Genomic DNA, 15,766 nt, shown 5'->3' on the forward strand with positions numbered 1-15,766 from the left:
AGTGCCACGCACGCCGGCCAGACTGGCGATGAGGGCGTTACGTCCCCGAGAACATCCCGATCAACTCAGCCACCGTATGGTTCGCCCCATCGCTGAACTGCACTGCGTTGACCGCATACAGCGCGGAAGCGAACTGACCGGTGACCGTGACCTGGTCCGACGTGCCATACGCGATCACCAAGTTGTTCGACACCTTCGCGACCGAGCGCACCTGGCTGAGGGCGACATCCTCGAACACCAGTGACTCGAAGCGGCCCGCCGTCGCGTCGTAGGCGTTCACCGTGTCGATGCCCGAACCGAGCTGGAATACGTACACGTCGTCGCCGGCGCCGCCGGTCAGCGAATCGGTGCCGACGCCGCCGGACAGCGTGTCGTTGCCCGCGCCGCCGGTCAGCGTGTCGTTGCCCAGTTCGCCGAACAGGCGGTCGTTGCCGGCCGCGCCGTCCAGCGAGTCGTTGCCGGCACCGGCCAGGACCGATTCGTTCCAGGCGCTGAACACCAGCGTGTCGGCCGCCGTCGACAGGTTGATGTTGTAGTGGTCGAACAGGTCCTGCATCGTCCAGTCGCCGTCGGCGAACTTCAGCGTGTTGATGGCCGCCGGCGCGCCGAGGTAATTGCTGATGGTGACCTGATCGCCGGCCGTGTACGTCACGACGAGGTTGCCGCCGACCCGCTGCAGCGACGTCATGTTCAGCGCGCCGATGTCCTCGAATACGACGGTCTTCAACCGGCCCACGGTGGCGTCGCTGATGTTGAGCAGGTCGATTCCGTCACCCGAGTGGAACACGATGGTGTCGTTGCCGCTGTTTGCCGTGATCGTGTCGTTGCCGATGCCGCCCGCGACCCAGTCGTCGCCGGCGTCGCCGTTCAGGTTGTCGTTGCCCGCGCCGCCGAACAGCGTGTCGTTGCCGTTGCCGCCGTAGACGTTGTCGTTGTCGGCTTCGCCATACACGACGTCGTCGCCGCCGGCCGCGGTGATCGTGTCGTTGCCGGCGCCGCCATGGATCGTCTCGCCGCTGTCCGTGAACGTGGCGTTCTCGGCGGTGTCGGCCATCTTCACTTCATACTTCGCGAACAGCTGGTCCTGGGTGAACGAGCCGTCCGAGAACTCGATCGCATTGAATTTGTTCGCGCCGTAGAAGCTGCTCACCGTGACGCTGTCGCCGGTGCCGTAGTCGATGACGAGGTTCGTACCCACGCGCTTGACGGCGAGCAGCTGGTCGGAAGCCACGTCCTCGAAGCGGATCACCTTGTTCTTCAAGGTCGAAGTATCTTCCAGGTCGATCGTGTCGATGCCCGAGCCAATGCGCAGCAGGTACAGGTCGTTCCCCGTCCCACCTTTCAGCGAGTCGTTGCCTGCGCCGCCATCGAGCGTGTCGTTGCCCGCGCCGCCCAGGAGCGTATCGATGTCCAGCCCTCCGGACAGGTAATCGTCGCCGGCGTCGCCCGACAGCGAATCGCGTCCCACGTCGCCGGACAGCACGTCGTTGTCGTTACCGCCCAGCAGCGTGTCGTTCTCGGTGCCGCCGGAAAGCGTATCGTTGCCCGCGCCGCCCGTCAGCGAATCCGCGCCCGCTTCGCCGTACACGGCGTCGTTGCCGCCACCCGCGTCAACGACGTCCGCGCCCGCATCGGCGTAGATCGTCTCGTCCATATTGCGCGGGAACGTCAGGTTGTCGACGCCGGACGTAAGCTTCAGCACGTTGACGGCCAGCAGGTCCTGCACGGTCACCGTCTTGTCCGTGAACACGAGGGAATTGACTTCGTTGGTGATGCCGGAGAAATGGTTCTGCACCGTGATCTGGTCGCCGTTGCCGTAGGTGATGATCAGGTTCGACGCGCTGCGCTGCATGCCCGTGATATCGGTCGACGCGACGTCCTCGAAGATGAACGTCTTGATGCGGCCCGCGGTGGAGTCCTGCACACTGACCGTGTCGGCGCCGGAGCCGCGGCGGAAGACGAACGTGTCGTTGCCGGCGCCCGACGTCATGTTGTCGGCGCCCGCGCCGCCGTCGAAGCGATCGTCGCCCGCGTCGCCGATCAGGATGTCGGTGCCGTCGCCGCCGTACAGCGAATCGTTGCCCAGGCCGCCGTTGAGCGTGTCGTTGTCGGCCTCGCCATACAGCGCGTCGTTGCCACCAAGCGCCAGCATCGAGTCGTTGCCTGCGCCGCCGTGGATCGTTTCCGCATCGTCGCTGTAGGTGCCGCTGTCCGCGCCCGTCGTCAGCTGGATCTCGTACTTCGCAAACAGTTGCGCCGGCGTGAAGCTGACGCCGTCCGAGAACTCCAGCGCGTTGAACTTGTTGGCGCCGAAGTAGCTCGTGACGTTGACGCTGTCGCCGTTGCCGTACTCCATCACCAGGTTGGCGCCAACGCGCTTGACTGCCGTGAGATCGTCGGATGCCACGTCTTCGAAACGGATAATCTTGGTTTTGACGGTGGACGTGTCGTCGAGGTTGATCGTGTCGATACCGGAACCGACACGCAGCAGGTACACGTCGTTGCCCGTGCCGCCCGTCATCGTGTCGTTGCCGGCGCCGCCGTCCAGCGTGTCGTTGCCGATGCCGCCCGGCAGGCTGTCATTGTCCAGGCCGCCGGACAGGCGGTCGTCGCCCGCACCGCCGTCCAGCGTGTCGCGGCCTTCGTCGCCGGCCAGCGTGTCGTTGCCGAGGCCGCCGAGGATCGAGTCGTTGCCCGCACCGCCATTGACGATGTCGTCACCGCCCGCCGCGTCCACCTTGTCGTTGCCGCCGTCTGCGTAAATCGTTTCCGCCCAGTTGCGCGTGAACGCGACGTCGTCGTCGCCCGTCGTCAGCTTCAGCGCGTAGCCGGCCAGGATGTCCTGTACCGTGTGCGTGCCGTCGGTGAACACCACCTTCTGGACTTCGTAGCTCGTGCCGCTGAAGTAGTTCACCAGCGTCACCTTGTCGCTCGTGCCATAGGTCAGGATCAGGTCCCAGCCGCTGCGCGCCGCGCCGGTCAGCGCGTTGAATGCCACGTCTTCGAAGACCAGCGTCTTGACGCGGTCGACCGAGCCGCCCGCGAAGTTGACGCTGTCCTGGCCGGACCCGATGCGAAGCAGCACCGTGTCGTTGCCGACACCGGTGTTGATCGAGTCGTCGCCGACGCCGCCGTCCATCACGTCGTCGCCGTCCAGGCCGTACATCGTGTCGTTGCCCGCGCCGCCGAAGACCGTATCGTTGCCGAGGCCGCCGTTGAGGTTGTCGTTGTCGGCCTGGCCGTCGATCAGGTCGTTGCCGCCGGCGGCCGTGATCGTGTCATTGCCGGCGCCGCCGCGGATCGTTTCGACGTCGTCCGTGAAGGTCAGGTTGTCGCCCGTGTCGCCCAGCTGGATCGCATAGTTGGCGAACAGCTGGTCGGCGCGGAAGCTGACGCCGTCGGAGAACTGGATCGTCGAGAACTTCGTGGTCGCGTCCGTGTAGTAGGACGTGAGCGTGACGCTGTCGCCGTTGCCGTACGTGAGCGTCAGGTTGGCGAAGCTGCGCGACACGCCCGTCAGCGCGGTCGAGGCCACGTCCTCGAAGCGGATCACGTCGACCTTGTTGGCGCCCGTGTCGGCCAGCGAGATCTGGTCGATGCCCGAACCGACGCGCAGGATGAACACGTCGTTGCCGCCGCCTCCGATCATGCTGTCGTTGCCGGTTCCGCCGTCCAGTGTATCGTTGCCGGCAGAGCCGTTCAGCGTATCGTTGCCCGTGCCGCCGTAAGCGACGTCGTCGCCGGTGCCGCCATCGATCGTGTCGTTGCCCGCGTCGCCGTAGAGCGTGTCGTTGTCGATGCCGCCGTTAATGTTGTCCGTGCCGTCGCCGCCGTAGATCGTGTCGGTGCCCGCATCGCCGGCCAGCGAGTCGTTGCCGTCCTCGCCATATACCGCATCGTTGCCGCCACTGGCACCGATCGTGTCGTTGCCCGCGCCCGCCTTGATCGTTTCGTTCAGGTTTTGCGGGAAGCTCGTCGCTTCGTCGTCCCCGGCGCCCAACTGGATCGGATAAGCGGCAAACAGTTGCGCCATGTCCCATATCTGGCCGTCCGAGAACGAAACATGCGTGATGACGTTGTTTGTGGTCGAGAAGTAGTTGACGATCGTGACCTCGTCGGCATCGCCATACTTCAGCACGAGGCTCCATCCCGACCGGACCACCGCGGTCAGGTCCGTCGACGGAATGTCTTCGAAACGGATCATATCGACGCGCCCGGCCGTGTTGTCCGCTGACGTGATCGAATCGATCCCCGAGCCTTTGCGCAGTACGAACACGTCGTTGCCCAAGCCGCCATACATCGTATCGTTGCCGGTCCCGCCGTCGAGCGTGTCGTCGCCCGCGTCGCCGGACAGGTAGTCGTTGCCGGCGCCCATGTCGATCTTGTCGTTGCCGTTACCGCCGCGCACGTGTTCGTTCAGGTCCGACGGACCCAGCACGTCGTCGCCATCCGTCAGCAGATACGTATAGCGTTCGAACACTTCGCGCATCGTATAGGACACCTCCTCGTACGTGGACAGGAATTTCTGCAGCCTCAACGTCGTGATCTGGTGATCTTCGCCCAGATAAACGTCTTTCAGCGTGACCTGGCTGTTGGTACCCCAGCGGATGATGATGTCGTTGCCGATGCGTTGAAAGCCGGTCAGTTCGGTTTCGTTGACTTCCTTCAGATACAGCACGTCGTTCTTGTTGGGATTCGCATCGATGTTGATGATGACGTTGTGGTCCGCGTAATCGCCCATCACATACAGGTCGTCGTCCGCGCCGCCGATCAGCGTGTCGTTGCCGGCGGTGCTCTCGAGCGTGTCGTTACCGTTGCTGCCGATCAGTACCTGATTGCCGCTGCCGCCGAGCATACTGTCGTTGCCGCCGAGGCCGTCGACGGTCACGTCGCCACTGATGAGGAGCGTATCGCTGCCCTCGGTGGGAACGACCGCTGCGGCCAAGGTGGAAATGCCGGAAGATGCCGAGGTGCTGCCCGCGCGGATAACGGCCATGTGAATTCCTTAATCTGATTAATAAAAAGTAAATAGCATCAGCTATTTGCTGAGTTTCAATACATTTTATAGGAAGTATTGCCGTGTGTTAAGGCGAGGTTAAGGCGATCACTGGGCCAGGATAGAAAAAAAAGGGCCTGCATTTTACGCAGGCCCTTACTTGCAATAACGAAGTAATACAAAAATATTAATCCGCGACCACCACCCGATTTTTCCCGGTCTTTTTCGCGGTATACATCGCCTGGTCCGCACGCTTGACGAGCTCCAACTGTTCCTCGCCACGCTTGCGCAGCGCCACGCCGGCCGAGAACGTGATCAGCACCTTTTCGTTCTCGTGCATGAAGAAGTGGCGGGTCAGCTCGCGTTGCAGCCGCGTCATCGTCGCGACGGCCGCCTCGACGCTGGTTTCCGGCAGCAGGATCAGGAATTCCTCACCGCCGAAGCGGGCGATCACGTCCATCGAGCGCAGCGTTTCCTTGACGACCTTGACGAGGTGCTTCAGCGCGCCGTCGCCGGCGATGTGGCCGTAGGTGTCGTTGAGTTTCTTGAAGTCGTCCAGGTCGAGCACGGCGATGCACAGCGGCGTGCCGCGGCGGTCGGCACGGGCCGTTTCGCGTTCGAACACGTCGTCCAGGCCGCGGCGGTTCAGGCTGCCGGTCAGCTGGTCTTCGCGCACCAGTTCGCTCATGTGCTGCAGCTGGTTTTCCAGCGACTTGATGCGCGCTTCCGCGTCTTCCACTTCCTGGCGCGCCGTCACCATGTTGTCGCGCGCCTTCAGCGCTTCGCCCTGCACGATGCGAGTTTCGCGCAGCACCTCGTCGAGGATCTCGTTCAGTTCCGCGATATCCTGCGCGTGGCTGATCTTCTCCGAATAGCCGCCGATCTTTTCGTGGAAGTCGCCCGTCGACGCGGCCACCTGGCCGAGGCGGTCGATGAAGGTCATCATCATGTTCTTCACCGTCAGCTTCACGTCGGCCATGCTGTGCTTCAGCTGGCTTTGCTTGTAGATGACGTCCTTCAGGCTGCGCGTGGCCGCTTCCAGCGCGCGGGCATCCAGCGGGCCTTCGATCAGCGCCTGCACGGCATCGACCTGACCGCGCAGCCACGAGTCGTCGTCCAGCAGCTCGCTGACGTTTTCCAGCAGCAGGCGGAACAAGCGCAGCAGCAGTTCCTGTTGCTCGGCCGCGTCGCCGTGCTTCAGTTCGATCTGGTAGCACAGCTGCTTCAGGCGCACGGCGATTTCCGACAGGTCCGCTTCCGTATGCGCTTCCTTCGTCGCCACGCCCAGCGCTTCCGCTTCGGCCACCAGGGCCGGCGTGCCCGTCAGCAGCGACGCGACGGCGAACGTCAGCGTGCGGCTCAGCAGGTCGCGCAGCAGGCGTGTCTGTTCGCCTTCCGGCATCGGCGCCAGTTCGATGCCGCCGGCTTTCTTGATTGGACGTTCGGCCAGTTGCGACAACGCGGTCGCGTAGGCATCCCAGTCGCGTGCCTTGACGGCGCGGTTGAAGCGGCGGCCGAACTCGGCCAGGTCGCCCGGCTGCTCCGTCATGCGCGCGGCAAAGCGGGTCAGCACGTTTTCCGGACCGGGGTCGGGCGTGGCGACGGCGATGGGCGGCGCGGCCGGGATGCCCGCGATCTCGTTGTAAATGTCGCGGTAAGCTTCCGGCGTTGGCGCGATGCGGCGGATCGCGAGGCGGCGGAACGCCTCGCGCGCGATATCGGCCGGATTCTGGTCGGCGCCTGCGGAACTGGGTGGTTTACTCGACATCTGGCTTGCAGCCTTTACAAAAGATTACCGATAGCCTGCATCATAAGGTACTGATGAGTTTGCCCATACGCGGAGGAAGAGGAGGAAATTCCTTTACTTCTGGAACCAACAGTTGTCTTCGTTTTAAGCGTCAGTCAATCAGGCCGTTCTTGATCGCGTAGTGCGTCAGCTCGGCGCTGTTCTTCAGCTTCATCTTGACGAGCAGCCGGGCGCGGTACTCGCTGACCGTCTTCACGGATAGCGACAGCTCCTTGGCGATGGCGCCCACGGTCTTGCCGGAGGCGATCATCGTCAGCGTCTGGTATTCGCGGTCGGACAGCGTTTCGTGCAGCGCGGCCTCGTGGTCTTCGCCCACGTGGTTCGCCAGCTCCTGCGCCAGGGCCGGGCTGATGTATTTTAAACCGCCGGCCACCTGACGGATCGCCGTGACGAGCTCTTTTGGTGCGCTCTGCTTGGTCAGGTAACCCGCGGCGCCGGCCTTCAGCGAGCGGATCGCGTACTGGTCCTCGCGGTGCATCGACAGCATCAGCACGGCGAGCTCCGGCTTTTCCTTCTTGATCTGTTTCAGCACCTCGATGCCGCTGCGGTCGGGCATCGAGATGTCGAGCAGGACGACGTGGCAGCCCGACTTGCGGAACAGGCGTAGTGCGTCGCTGCCGTTTTCCGCCTCGCCGGACACGACGATGTCGCGCGTATCGGCCAGGATCTGCTTCAGGCCTTCGCGCACGATCGCGTGATCGTCGGCGATGAAGACCTTGATGGCGGCTTTGTCACTCATGCGGCGTGAATCCTATTTCGTTGTTGCAAGCCGGATTGTAATCCCTTCGTTCCGCCGGCGTCCGGTAATGCACGCGGGATGCGGATCGCGACGATGGTGCCGCCGCCGGGCGCATCCGACAGGTTCAGCGTGCCGCCCAGCGCCCGGGCCCGCTCGGCCATGCCGCGCAGGCCGAACGAGCCCGGCTTGGAGCGGTCGGCGGGGCGGATGCCAGCACCGTTGTCCGTGATCTTCACCGTCACGTACTGGCGCGTGCAGTGCAGGCGCACCGTCACGCGGCTGGCGTGCGCGTGCTTGGCGATGTTCGTCAGCGCTTCCTGCACGATGCGGAACAGAGCGCTGGCCTGGTCCGGGTCGAGGGCCACGTCCTTCTCGTTGGACTGGAAGCTGCATGCGAGCCCGGCCTGCGCGGCGAATTCCTTCACCTGCCATTCCAGCGCGGCGACCAGGCCGAAGTCGAGGATCGACGGGCGCAGGTCCAGCGTGATGCGGTGCACGGCATCGATCGTGCGGTCGGCCAGCTGGTCCACGTAGGCGGCTTTCTCGGCCAGCGCGGCGTCGCCTTCCGGAAGGCGCGCGGCCAGCATGGCCAGCGCCATCTTGATGGCCGTGAGGTTGCCGCCCAGGTCGTCGTGGATTTCGCGCGCGATGCGCGTGCGTTCCTGTTCCTTCACTTTTTCGATGTGGGCCGTCAGCTCGGCCAGGCGGGCCCGGCTGGCGCGCACCTCGAGCTGCTCGAGCTTGCTCTCGGTGATGTTGGTCATGATGCCTTCCCACTGCACCGCGCCGCCCGGCAGCGCGTGCGGCGTGGCGCGCAGGTTGATCCACTTGACGTCCTTCCACGCCTCGATCCAGATACGGCCTTCCCAGTTCCAGCTCCACAGCGTGCCGGCGGACGAGGCCATCGAGTCCAGGTAGGACTGGCGGTCTTCCTGCAGTACCAGCTGGGCGAAGCGGTCCGGCTGCGCTGCCAGCTCGGAAGCTGCCAAGCCCAGCAGCGCCTGGCAGCCTTCGGACAGGTAGGGGAACGACACGCGCCCGTCGGGATCGCGGCGGAACTGGTAGACGAGGCCGGGCGTGTGCGACACGATCGCGTCGAAGCGCGCCTGCACGTGGCGCAGCGCCTCGTGCGGCGTCTCGTCCTCGGCCACGGCCAGCACGCAGTCCTGCCCGGCGTGCGTGACGGCAGCCAGGCGCAGCGACACGCGGTAGCGCGAGCCGTCCGCCCGGGCCAGGCTCGTGCTGACGATGGCGCCGCTGGCGAGGGCGGCATCGAACTGCTCGCGGGGCAGGTGAGGGGCCAGCGCGGCGAAGTCCAGCCCCGGTTCGCAGTGGGCATTGCGGCATGCGGCCGGGTTGGCGTCGAGGAGGCGCAGCGTGCGCGGATCGATCAGGAACAGCTCCGAACGGCTGGCTTGCCAGGCGATCTCATGCCACAGCGGCGCGTGGCAGGACGGGGCAGTGCTCATAAATGTGTACAATCGTTCCGCATTGGCAGGATGATACGTGAAACACCCGCTCCATGAACAAAGCATTCGTGAAAGAAACCGATCAGGACGATGACGACGACATCGCCCAAGCTCCGCCCATTCCGCCGGGCGCGAAGAACTACATCACCCCAAGCGGCTACCGGCGCATCAAGGACGAGCTGCTGCAGCTGATCGACGTCGAGCGGCCGGAAGTCGTGAAGGTGGTGCACTGGGCCGCGTCGAACGGCGACCGCTCCGAGAACGGCGACTACATCTACGGCAAGCGCCGGCTGCGCGAAATCGACCGCCGCATCCGCTTCCTGACGAAGCGCCTCGACCTGGCCGAAGTGGTGGACCCGAGCGTCCACCACGGCAGCGACCAGGTGTTCTTCGGCGCCACCGTCACCTACAGCAATCAGGACGGCGTCGAGAACACGATCACGATCGTCGGCATCGACGAATTCGACCCGCTGAAGGGCAAGGTGAGCTGGATCTCCCCAATCGCCCGCACGATGACGAAGGCGCGCGAGGGGGATATGGTGACGTTGCATACGCCGACCGGGGTGGAGGAGTTGGAGATTCTGGAGGTGAGGTATCCGGAGGGGGAGGATTGAGCCCGCTCAGCAGCCGGCAACGCTGACTGCACGATGATGGGGCTCACTTCCATCTGGAGAGGCCCATGGCACGCCCAAAGCGCGTCTTCCTGCCAGGCGTTCCGCTGCATATCGTCGACAGGGGAAACGCGCGCCAGCGTTGTTTCTTCGACGACCGCGACCGCGTGCACTACCTCGACCATCTACGAACGGCTGCGGCAGAAAAGCGATGCGCCGTGCACGCCTATGTACTGATGACCAATCATGTGCACTTGTTGGTGACGCCGGAGGTTCCCGACGGCGTACCCGCGATGATGAAGAGCATTGCACAATGCCACGCGCAGTACATCAACTGGCGCTATCGGCGTACCGGTGGCTTGTGGGAAGGCCGCTATAAAGCGGCACACATCGAAAGCGAAACCTATTTGCTGATTTGCCAACGGTACATTGAGCTGAATCCGCTGCGGGCCAAAATGGTGGAGTTTCCCGGGCAGTACCGCTGGTCGAGTTACCGGAGGAATGCGGATGGCCGACCGGATCCGCTTGTCACGCAGCACGAACTTTATCGGTCGCTTGGCGTGGATGGCGCAGCACGTTGCGGGCACTATCGCGATTTGTTCGCGCAGCCGCTGTCGACAAAGGATGTGGCATTCATCCGCGCTGCGACGAATGCGGAGTTTGCGGTAGGCGGCCAGGCATTTCTCAAGCGGATCGCAGGCTTGCGCGATGGTGCATGCGGGCCAGCGCGCTGAAATGGAAACCAACAGCAAACCCTGGGGTCAGACCCGCCGGGTCTGACCCCGGCTTCTGCCGTTGGTTTTCATGACGCCGGCGGCGTACAAGCGTGCAAGCGGGCCTACCCCCGCTCCCGGCTCACCCGATTCACGCCGGCCACCTTCCGCACATTGCGCAGCAGGCCGGCCAGGTGCACCCGATCCTTCACCTGAATGGTGAAGCGCAGCTGGTGCAGGACGTGGTCGTTGTCCTCGTCCATGCCGACGAACGTGATGTTGCCGTCGGATTCGCCGATCTCGGCGGCCACGCGGGCGAGGATGCCTTTTTCGTTGTTGATCAACAGGCGGATGCGGCTGTCGAAGCGGCGGTTCAGCTCGGTGCCCCATTTCACCGCGATCCAGCGGTCCGGTTCCTTCTGGCGCTGGCGCCGCGCCACGCTGCAGTCGGACGTGTGCACCTGCAGGCCCTGGTCGCGCCGCAGCTGGCCGATGATCTGGTCGCCCGGGATCGGCAGGCAGCACGGCGCCAGCTGCACGGAGACGCCTTCGCTGCCGTAGATCGTCACCGGGTCCAGGTCCGCCGCGCTGTTGTGGTCGATCGGCACGGAGGCCGATTCGCCGCCCAGCAGGCCGAAAATGTGCCGCGCGACGAGCGCCGCCATCCGCTTGCCGATGCCGATGTCGGCGTACAGCTCGTCCATCGACTTGGCCGACGATTCGTTCAGCAGCCGCTCCACCAGCGGCTCCGGCAGGTTCGGATCGATGCTGATGCCGGCCAGCGCCTGCTGCAGCAATTGGCGGCCCAGGTTGATCGACTCGGGCAGATTGATCGTGCGCAGGTGGTGCCGGATCGCCGAGCGGGCCTTGCCCGTGCGGACGAACGACAGCCAGCTGGGCGACGGCCGCGAGTTCGGGTCCGTCACCACTTCGACGATGTCGCCATTGCGCAGCTCGCTGCGCAGCGGAGCCGGTTCGCCATTGATCGTCACCGACACCGTGTGGTCGCCGATGCCCGTGTGGATCGCGTACGCGAAATCGATCGGCGTGGCGCCGCGCGGCATCGCGATGATCTTCGATTTCGGCGTGAACACGTAGACGGAGTCGGGGAACAGGTCGACCTTCACGTGTTCCAGGAACTCGGCCGAGTCGCCCGTCTGCTGCTGGATGTCCAGCAGCGACTGCAGCCACGCGTGGGTGCGCTGCTGCATGTCCGACATGTTCGCGTCGCTGTTCTTGTACAGCCAGTGCGCCGCCACGCCCGATTCGGCCGTGCGGTGCATTTCCTGCGTGCGAATCTGGAATTCGACGGGCGTGCCGTACGGGCCGATCAACGTCGTGTGCAGCGACTGGTAGCCGTTCAGCTTGCGGATCGCGATGTAGTCCTTGAACTTGCCCGGCATCGGCTTGTACAGCGAGTGCAGCGTGCCCAGCGCCACGTAGCAGTTCGGGAAGCTGTCGACGACGACGCGGAAGCCGTACACGTCCAGCACCTGCGAGAACGTCAGGTGTTTCGAGCGCATCTTCTTGTAGATGCCGTACAGCGTCTTCTCGCGGCCATACACTTCCGCGTGGATGCCGGCCATCCCCAGCGTGTTCTTGACGGAGTCGAGGATCTTGCCGACCACCTCGCGCCGGTTGCCGCGTGCCGCCTTCACGGCTTTCGCCAGCACGTGGTAACGCAGCGGGTACAGGTGCGAGAACGACAGGTCCTGCAGCTCGCGGTAGATGTTGTTCAGGCCAAGGCGGTGCGCGATCGGCACGTAGACTTCCATCGTCTCCTTGGCGATGCGCTGCTTCTTGGCCGGCGCCATCACGTCCAGCGTGCGCATATTGTGCAGCCGGTCGGCCAGCTTGATCAGGATGACCCGCACGTCCGACGCCATCGCCAGCAGCATCTTGCGGAAGTTCTCCGCCTGCGCCTCGATCTGGCTCTGGAATTCGATCTTCTCCAGCTTCGACAGGCCGTCGACGAGGTGCGCGACGGGCGCGCCGAAGCGCTCGATCAGCTCGTCCTTCTTGACGTCCTGGTCCTCCATCACGTCGTGCAGCAGCGCGGCCATGATCGCCTGCGCATCGAGCTTCCAGTCGGCGCAGATTTCGGCGACGGCGATCGGGTGCGAGATGTAGGGTTCGCCCGACTTGCGCACCTGGCCCAGGTGCATCTCGTCCGAGAACCGGTAGGCTTCCTTGACCTTTTTCAGGTCGGCCTCGGTCATGTATTCGGCGAGTTTTTCCGTCAGGTGGGAGATCGTGGCGACACCGGCTGGCGTCAGCGGGGCGGCGAGGGGAGAGGTGGAGATGACGGGGGCCTGGCCGGCATCCCCGTCCGGCTTGGCCGAACGGCGGCCCCGCGGGGCGGGGCGCTCTGTGATGCCGGGTTCGGCCGAGTTCAGGTTCATGGTCTTCTCAGTGTGATTCAACTGTAGAACCTGTAATGGTGCTCTGGAACGCAGGTTCCGAAATTACATTGGGACCTTTTTCAGCATTTCCAGGCCCACCTTGCCGGCCGCGATCTCGCGCAGTGCCAGCACGGTCGGCTTGTCCTTGGCTTCCACTTTCGGGGTGTGGCCCTGCAGCAGCTGGCGAGCGCGATAGGTCGCGGCCAGGGTCAGCTGGAAACGGTTCGGCACATTCTGCAGGCAATCTTCGATCGTAATACGGGCCATGGTGTCACTCCTGGAAACTGGAAAAAATGGATAGCTGAAAGCGGTACTGGAAACGGTGCTTGAAACTATGTTGGAACTTATTCGTGCTGCTCGGCGTGGATGCCCAGCTGGGCAAACAGCGATGCATTGCGGGCCGCCTGTTGCGCAAACCGGCAACGGGCCGATCGGACGATCGCGCTCAGTTCAAGCAAGGCGACCGGAAACTCTTCATTGATAATAACATACTCGAACTCGGGCGCGTGCGCGATTTCGCCTCCCGCGGCCAGCAGGCGCCGCGTGATCACGTGCGGCTCGTCCTGGCCGCGCTTGTGCAGCCGCTCCTCCAGCGCCGCGATCGATGGCGGCAGGATGAAGATGCCGGCCGCCTGCGGGAACTGCTTCTTCACCTGGCGGGCGCCCTGCCAGTCGATCTCCAGCAGGATGTCGGTGCCGGCGCGCATCTGCTCTTCGACGAACAGGCGCGACGTGCCGTAGTAATTGCCGTGCACTTCAGCCCACTCCAGGAACTCGCCCGCATTGGCGCGCGCCACGAAGTCCTCCGCGGTCGTGAAGAAGTACTCGCGGCCGTGTTGTTCGCCCGGACGCGGCTGGCGCGTGGTCGTCGAAATGGACAGCTTGATCGTCGGTTCCTGCGCCAGCAGCGCATTGACGAGGGTGGACTTGCCCGCGCCCGACGGCGCCGCAACCATGAACAGGCTGCCGGAGAAGTGTTGGCTCATTTGCAATCTCGATTCGCAGGGCCGTGGCCCAAAGGCGTATTTTACCAAGAGCAACCGGTTTTGCATCTGTTGGCCATACGTGCAGCACACATCGTGCAGCATAGATCCGTCGAGCATGTCGTCTAATCGTCCGCTTGGCGCCCCCGCGGCGCCTTTCCTAGAATGGCCGCAGACCATAACGACAAGGGGAGACAATGCCCAACATCACGATCCGCGCCGCCGACGGCTACCCGCTGGCCGCGACGCGCTACCTGCCGGACGGACCGGAACGCGCCCGTCTCGTCGTCGCCGGCGCCACCGGCGTGCCGCAAGGCTTCTACCGCCGCTTCGCCGAATTCGCGGCCGGCCGCGGCTATGCCGTGACGACGTTCGACTACCGCGGCGTCGGCCTGTCCGCGCCCGAGTCGCTGGCCGGGTTCGATGGCGACTTCCTCGACTGGGCCAGGCTGGACTTGGCCGCCGTGGTGGACGCCACCTCGGATGCCACGGCGGGCGGCGGCGTGCCGCTGCTGCTGGTCGGGCATTCGTATGGCGGCCATGCGTTCGGCCTGCTGCCGAACCACGCGAAGATCGACGGCATGTACGTGTTCGGCACCGGTGCCGGCTGGCACGGCTGGATGCCGCTGTTCGAGCGCTTGAAGGTGCTGTTCATGTGGCACGTGGCGGGCCCCATCCTGACGCGCCGGCACGGCTACCTGGCCTGGAGCCGGCTGGGCATGGGCGAGGACCTGCCGCTGGGCGTGTACCGCCAGTGGCGCCGCTGGTGCCGCTTCCCACATTACTTCTTCGACGACCCGGCGATGCGCGACAAGGTGGTGCCGGCCTATGCCGAAGTGCGCGCGCCGATCGTGGCCGTCAACGCGACGGACGATCCGTGGGCACCGCCCGCGTCGCGCGATGCGTTCATGGCGGGCTACCGCAACGCCCAATGGCAGGGCGTCGACGTCGACCCGCGGCGCGGGTTCGGCAAGCTGGGACACATGGGGTATTTTCGGCCGCACGCGCAGCCCCTGTGGGCCGCGGCGCTGGAATGGTGCGACGGGCTCGTCGCACGCTAGGGCTTACTCGAGGTTCTGGACCTGCTCGCGCATCTGCTCGATGAGCAGCTTCAGTTCCATCGATGCGTCGGCGAGCTCCTTGACGGACGCCTTCGCGCCCAGCGTGTTGGCCTCGCGGTTCAACTCCTGCATCATGAAGTCCAGCCGCTTGCCGACCTGGCCGCCCTTCTTGAGGATGTGGCGGGTTTCGTTCAGGTGCGCGGACAGGCGCCCCAGCTCCTCGGCCACGTCGATGCGGATGCCGTACAGGATCACTTCCTGGCGGATCCGCTCCATCGCATCCTGGCGCGACAGCGCCGCGTTCGAGCCTTGCGACGCCAGGCCCAGCGCTTCCTGCATCCGTTCGATCGCCTTTTGCTGGAATGCCGCCACCACTTGCGGGATCAGCGGCGTGATGCGCTTGACGATGCCTTCCATCGCCTCGATGCGGGAGATCAGCATCGCTTCCAGTGCCGCACCTTCGCGCTGGCGGCTCGTGACAAACGCCTCGACCGTGCGCGCCATCAGCACCGCGACGTCGGCCTGCAGCGTTTCCTGGCCGATCTGGGCTTCCTCGATGACGCCGGGCCAGCGCAGCAATTCCGCCACGGACATCGCCTGGGCGTTTGCGAAATACTTGCCCACCTCGTTTTGCAGGCGAGTCAATTCGTTCAACAGGGGGATATTCAGTGCCTGCGTGCCGGCGCCGGCGGCCTTGCGGCCGAAACTCAAGCGGATTTCAACCTTGCCGCGCGTGATCGCGGCCATGATGGCGGAACGCAGATCCGGCTCGAGGGCGCGCAGGTCGTCGTTGATGCGGAACTGAAGGTCGAGAAAACGGGAATTGACACTCTTGATTTCAATCGTCAGAGTTCCCGCCGCGCTTTCGCTGGTGGCAACCGCGTAGCCCGTCATGCTGGAAATGCTCAATGGATATCCCCGATTTTGTCTTTACAATACATGGTTTTGTCCACACAATCCGGTAAGTTGCGCTTGTTGAGGCGAG

Annotated in this window: 11 protein-coding genes; 3 read left to right on the top strand and 8 right to left on the bottom strand. The window is 64.4% G+C overall.

The genetic code is table 11. The features are described from left to right. Positions 1-37: 37 nt before the first annotated feature. From IP92_RS12645 to IP92_RS12660, 4 genes are all read right to left on the bottom strand, one after another. Positions 38-4,996 carry a beta strand repeat-containing protein gene (locus tag IP92_RS12645; RefSeq protein WP_145875297.1) on the bottom strand — a complete coding sequence of 1,653 codons (4,959 nt, stop codon included), beginning with the start codon at positions 4,994-4,996 and terminating at the stop codon, positions 38-40. A gap of 187 nt (positions 4,997-5,183) precedes the next feature. Beyond that, positions 5,184-6,764, bottom strand: coding sequence for a GGDEF domain-containing protein (locus IP92_RS12650; protein ID WP_145875299.1), 1,581 nt, complete (start codon positions 6,762-6,764; stop codon positions 5,184-5,186). 130 nt (positions 6,765-6,894) lie between these two features. Then, complete coding sequence (locus IP92_RS12655) at positions 6,895-7,542, bottom strand: response regulator (protein ID WP_145875302.1); 648 nt, start codon at positions 7,540-7,542, stop codon at positions 6,895-6,897. Next, on the bottom strand, positions 7,539-9,011 hold the full coding sequence (locus IP92_RS12660; RefSeq protein ID WP_145875304.1) for a sensor histidine kinase: 1,473 nt from the start codon (positions 9,009-9,011) through the stop codon (positions 7,539-7,541). Before IP92_RS12660 ends, IP92_RS12655 begins: the two co-directional genes overlap by 4 nt. Before the next feature lie 53 nt (positions 9,012-9,064). On the opposite strand from IP92_RS12660, the gene greB reads away from it, so the two are divergent. Beyond that, on the top strand, positions 9,065-9,625 hold the full coding sequence (gene greB / locus IP92_RS12665) for a transcription elongation factor GreB (protein ID WP_145875306.1): 561 nt from the start codon (positions 9,065-9,067) through the stop codon (positions 9,623-9,625). A 65-nt stretch (positions 9,626-9,690) separates the two neighbouring features. Continuing rightward, positions 9,691-10,356, top strand: a complete 666-nt coding sequence (locus IP92_RS12670; protein ID WP_229418745.1) for a transposase — start codon at positions 9,691-9,693, stop codon at positions 10,354-10,356. 104 nt (positions 10,357-10,460) lie between these two features. Here the strand turns inward: IP92_RS12670 and IP92_RS12675 are convergent, their stop codons facing one another. The 3 genes from IP92_RS12675 to gmk all read right to left on the bottom strand — a co-directional run bounded on the left by IP92_RS12675 (position 10,461) and on the right by gmk (position 13,723). Beyond that, positions 10,461-12,737, bottom strand: a complete 2,277-nt coding sequence (locus tag IP92_RS12675; RefSeq protein ID WP_145875308.1) for a RelA/SpoT family protein — start codon at positions 12,735-12,737, stop codon at positions 10,461-10,463. A 63-nt stretch (positions 12,738-12,800) separates the two neighbouring features. After that, positions 12,801-13,004 carry a DNA-directed RNA polymerase subunit omega gene (rpoZ, locus tag IP92_RS12680; RefSeq protein WP_107143459.1) on the bottom strand — a complete coding sequence of 68 codons (204 nt, stop codon included), beginning with the start codon at positions 13,002-13,004 and terminating at the stop codon, positions 12,801-12,803. Between the two features lie 77 nt (positions 13,005-13,081). Further along, the gene (gene gmk, locus IP92_RS12685) at positions 13,082-13,723 is read right to left on the bottom strand and encodes a guanylate kinase (RefSeq protein ID WP_145875310.1); all 642 of its coding nucleotides are present in this window, start codon (positions 13,721-13,723) and stop codon (positions 13,082-13,084) included. A 194-nt stretch (positions 13,724-13,917) separates the two neighbouring features. On the opposite strand from gmk, the gene IP92_RS12690 reads away from it, so the two are divergent. Beyond that, positions 13,918-14,781 carry an alpha/beta hydrolase family protein gene (locus tag IP92_RS12690; RefSeq protein WP_145875312.1) on the top strand — a complete coding sequence of 288 codons (864 nt, stop codon included), beginning with the start codon at positions 13,918-13,920 and terminating at the stop codon, positions 14,779-14,781. A gap of 3 nt (positions 14,782-14,784) precedes the next feature. Here the strand turns inward: IP92_RS12690 and IP92_RS12695 are convergent, their stop codons facing one another. Continuing rightward, complete coding sequence (locus tag IP92_RS12695) at positions 14,785-15,675, bottom strand: YicC/YloC family endoribonuclease (RefSeq protein WP_145875905.1); 891 nt, start codon at positions 15,673-15,675, stop codon at positions 14,785-14,787. Positions 15,676-15,766: the final 91 nt, after the last annotated feature.

The sequence above is a fragment of the Pseudoduganella flava genome (assembly GCF_007830495.1).
Classification (GTDB): Bacteria; Pseudomonadota; Gammaproteobacteria; order Burkholderiales; family Burkholderiaceae_D; genus Rugamonas; species Rugamonas flava.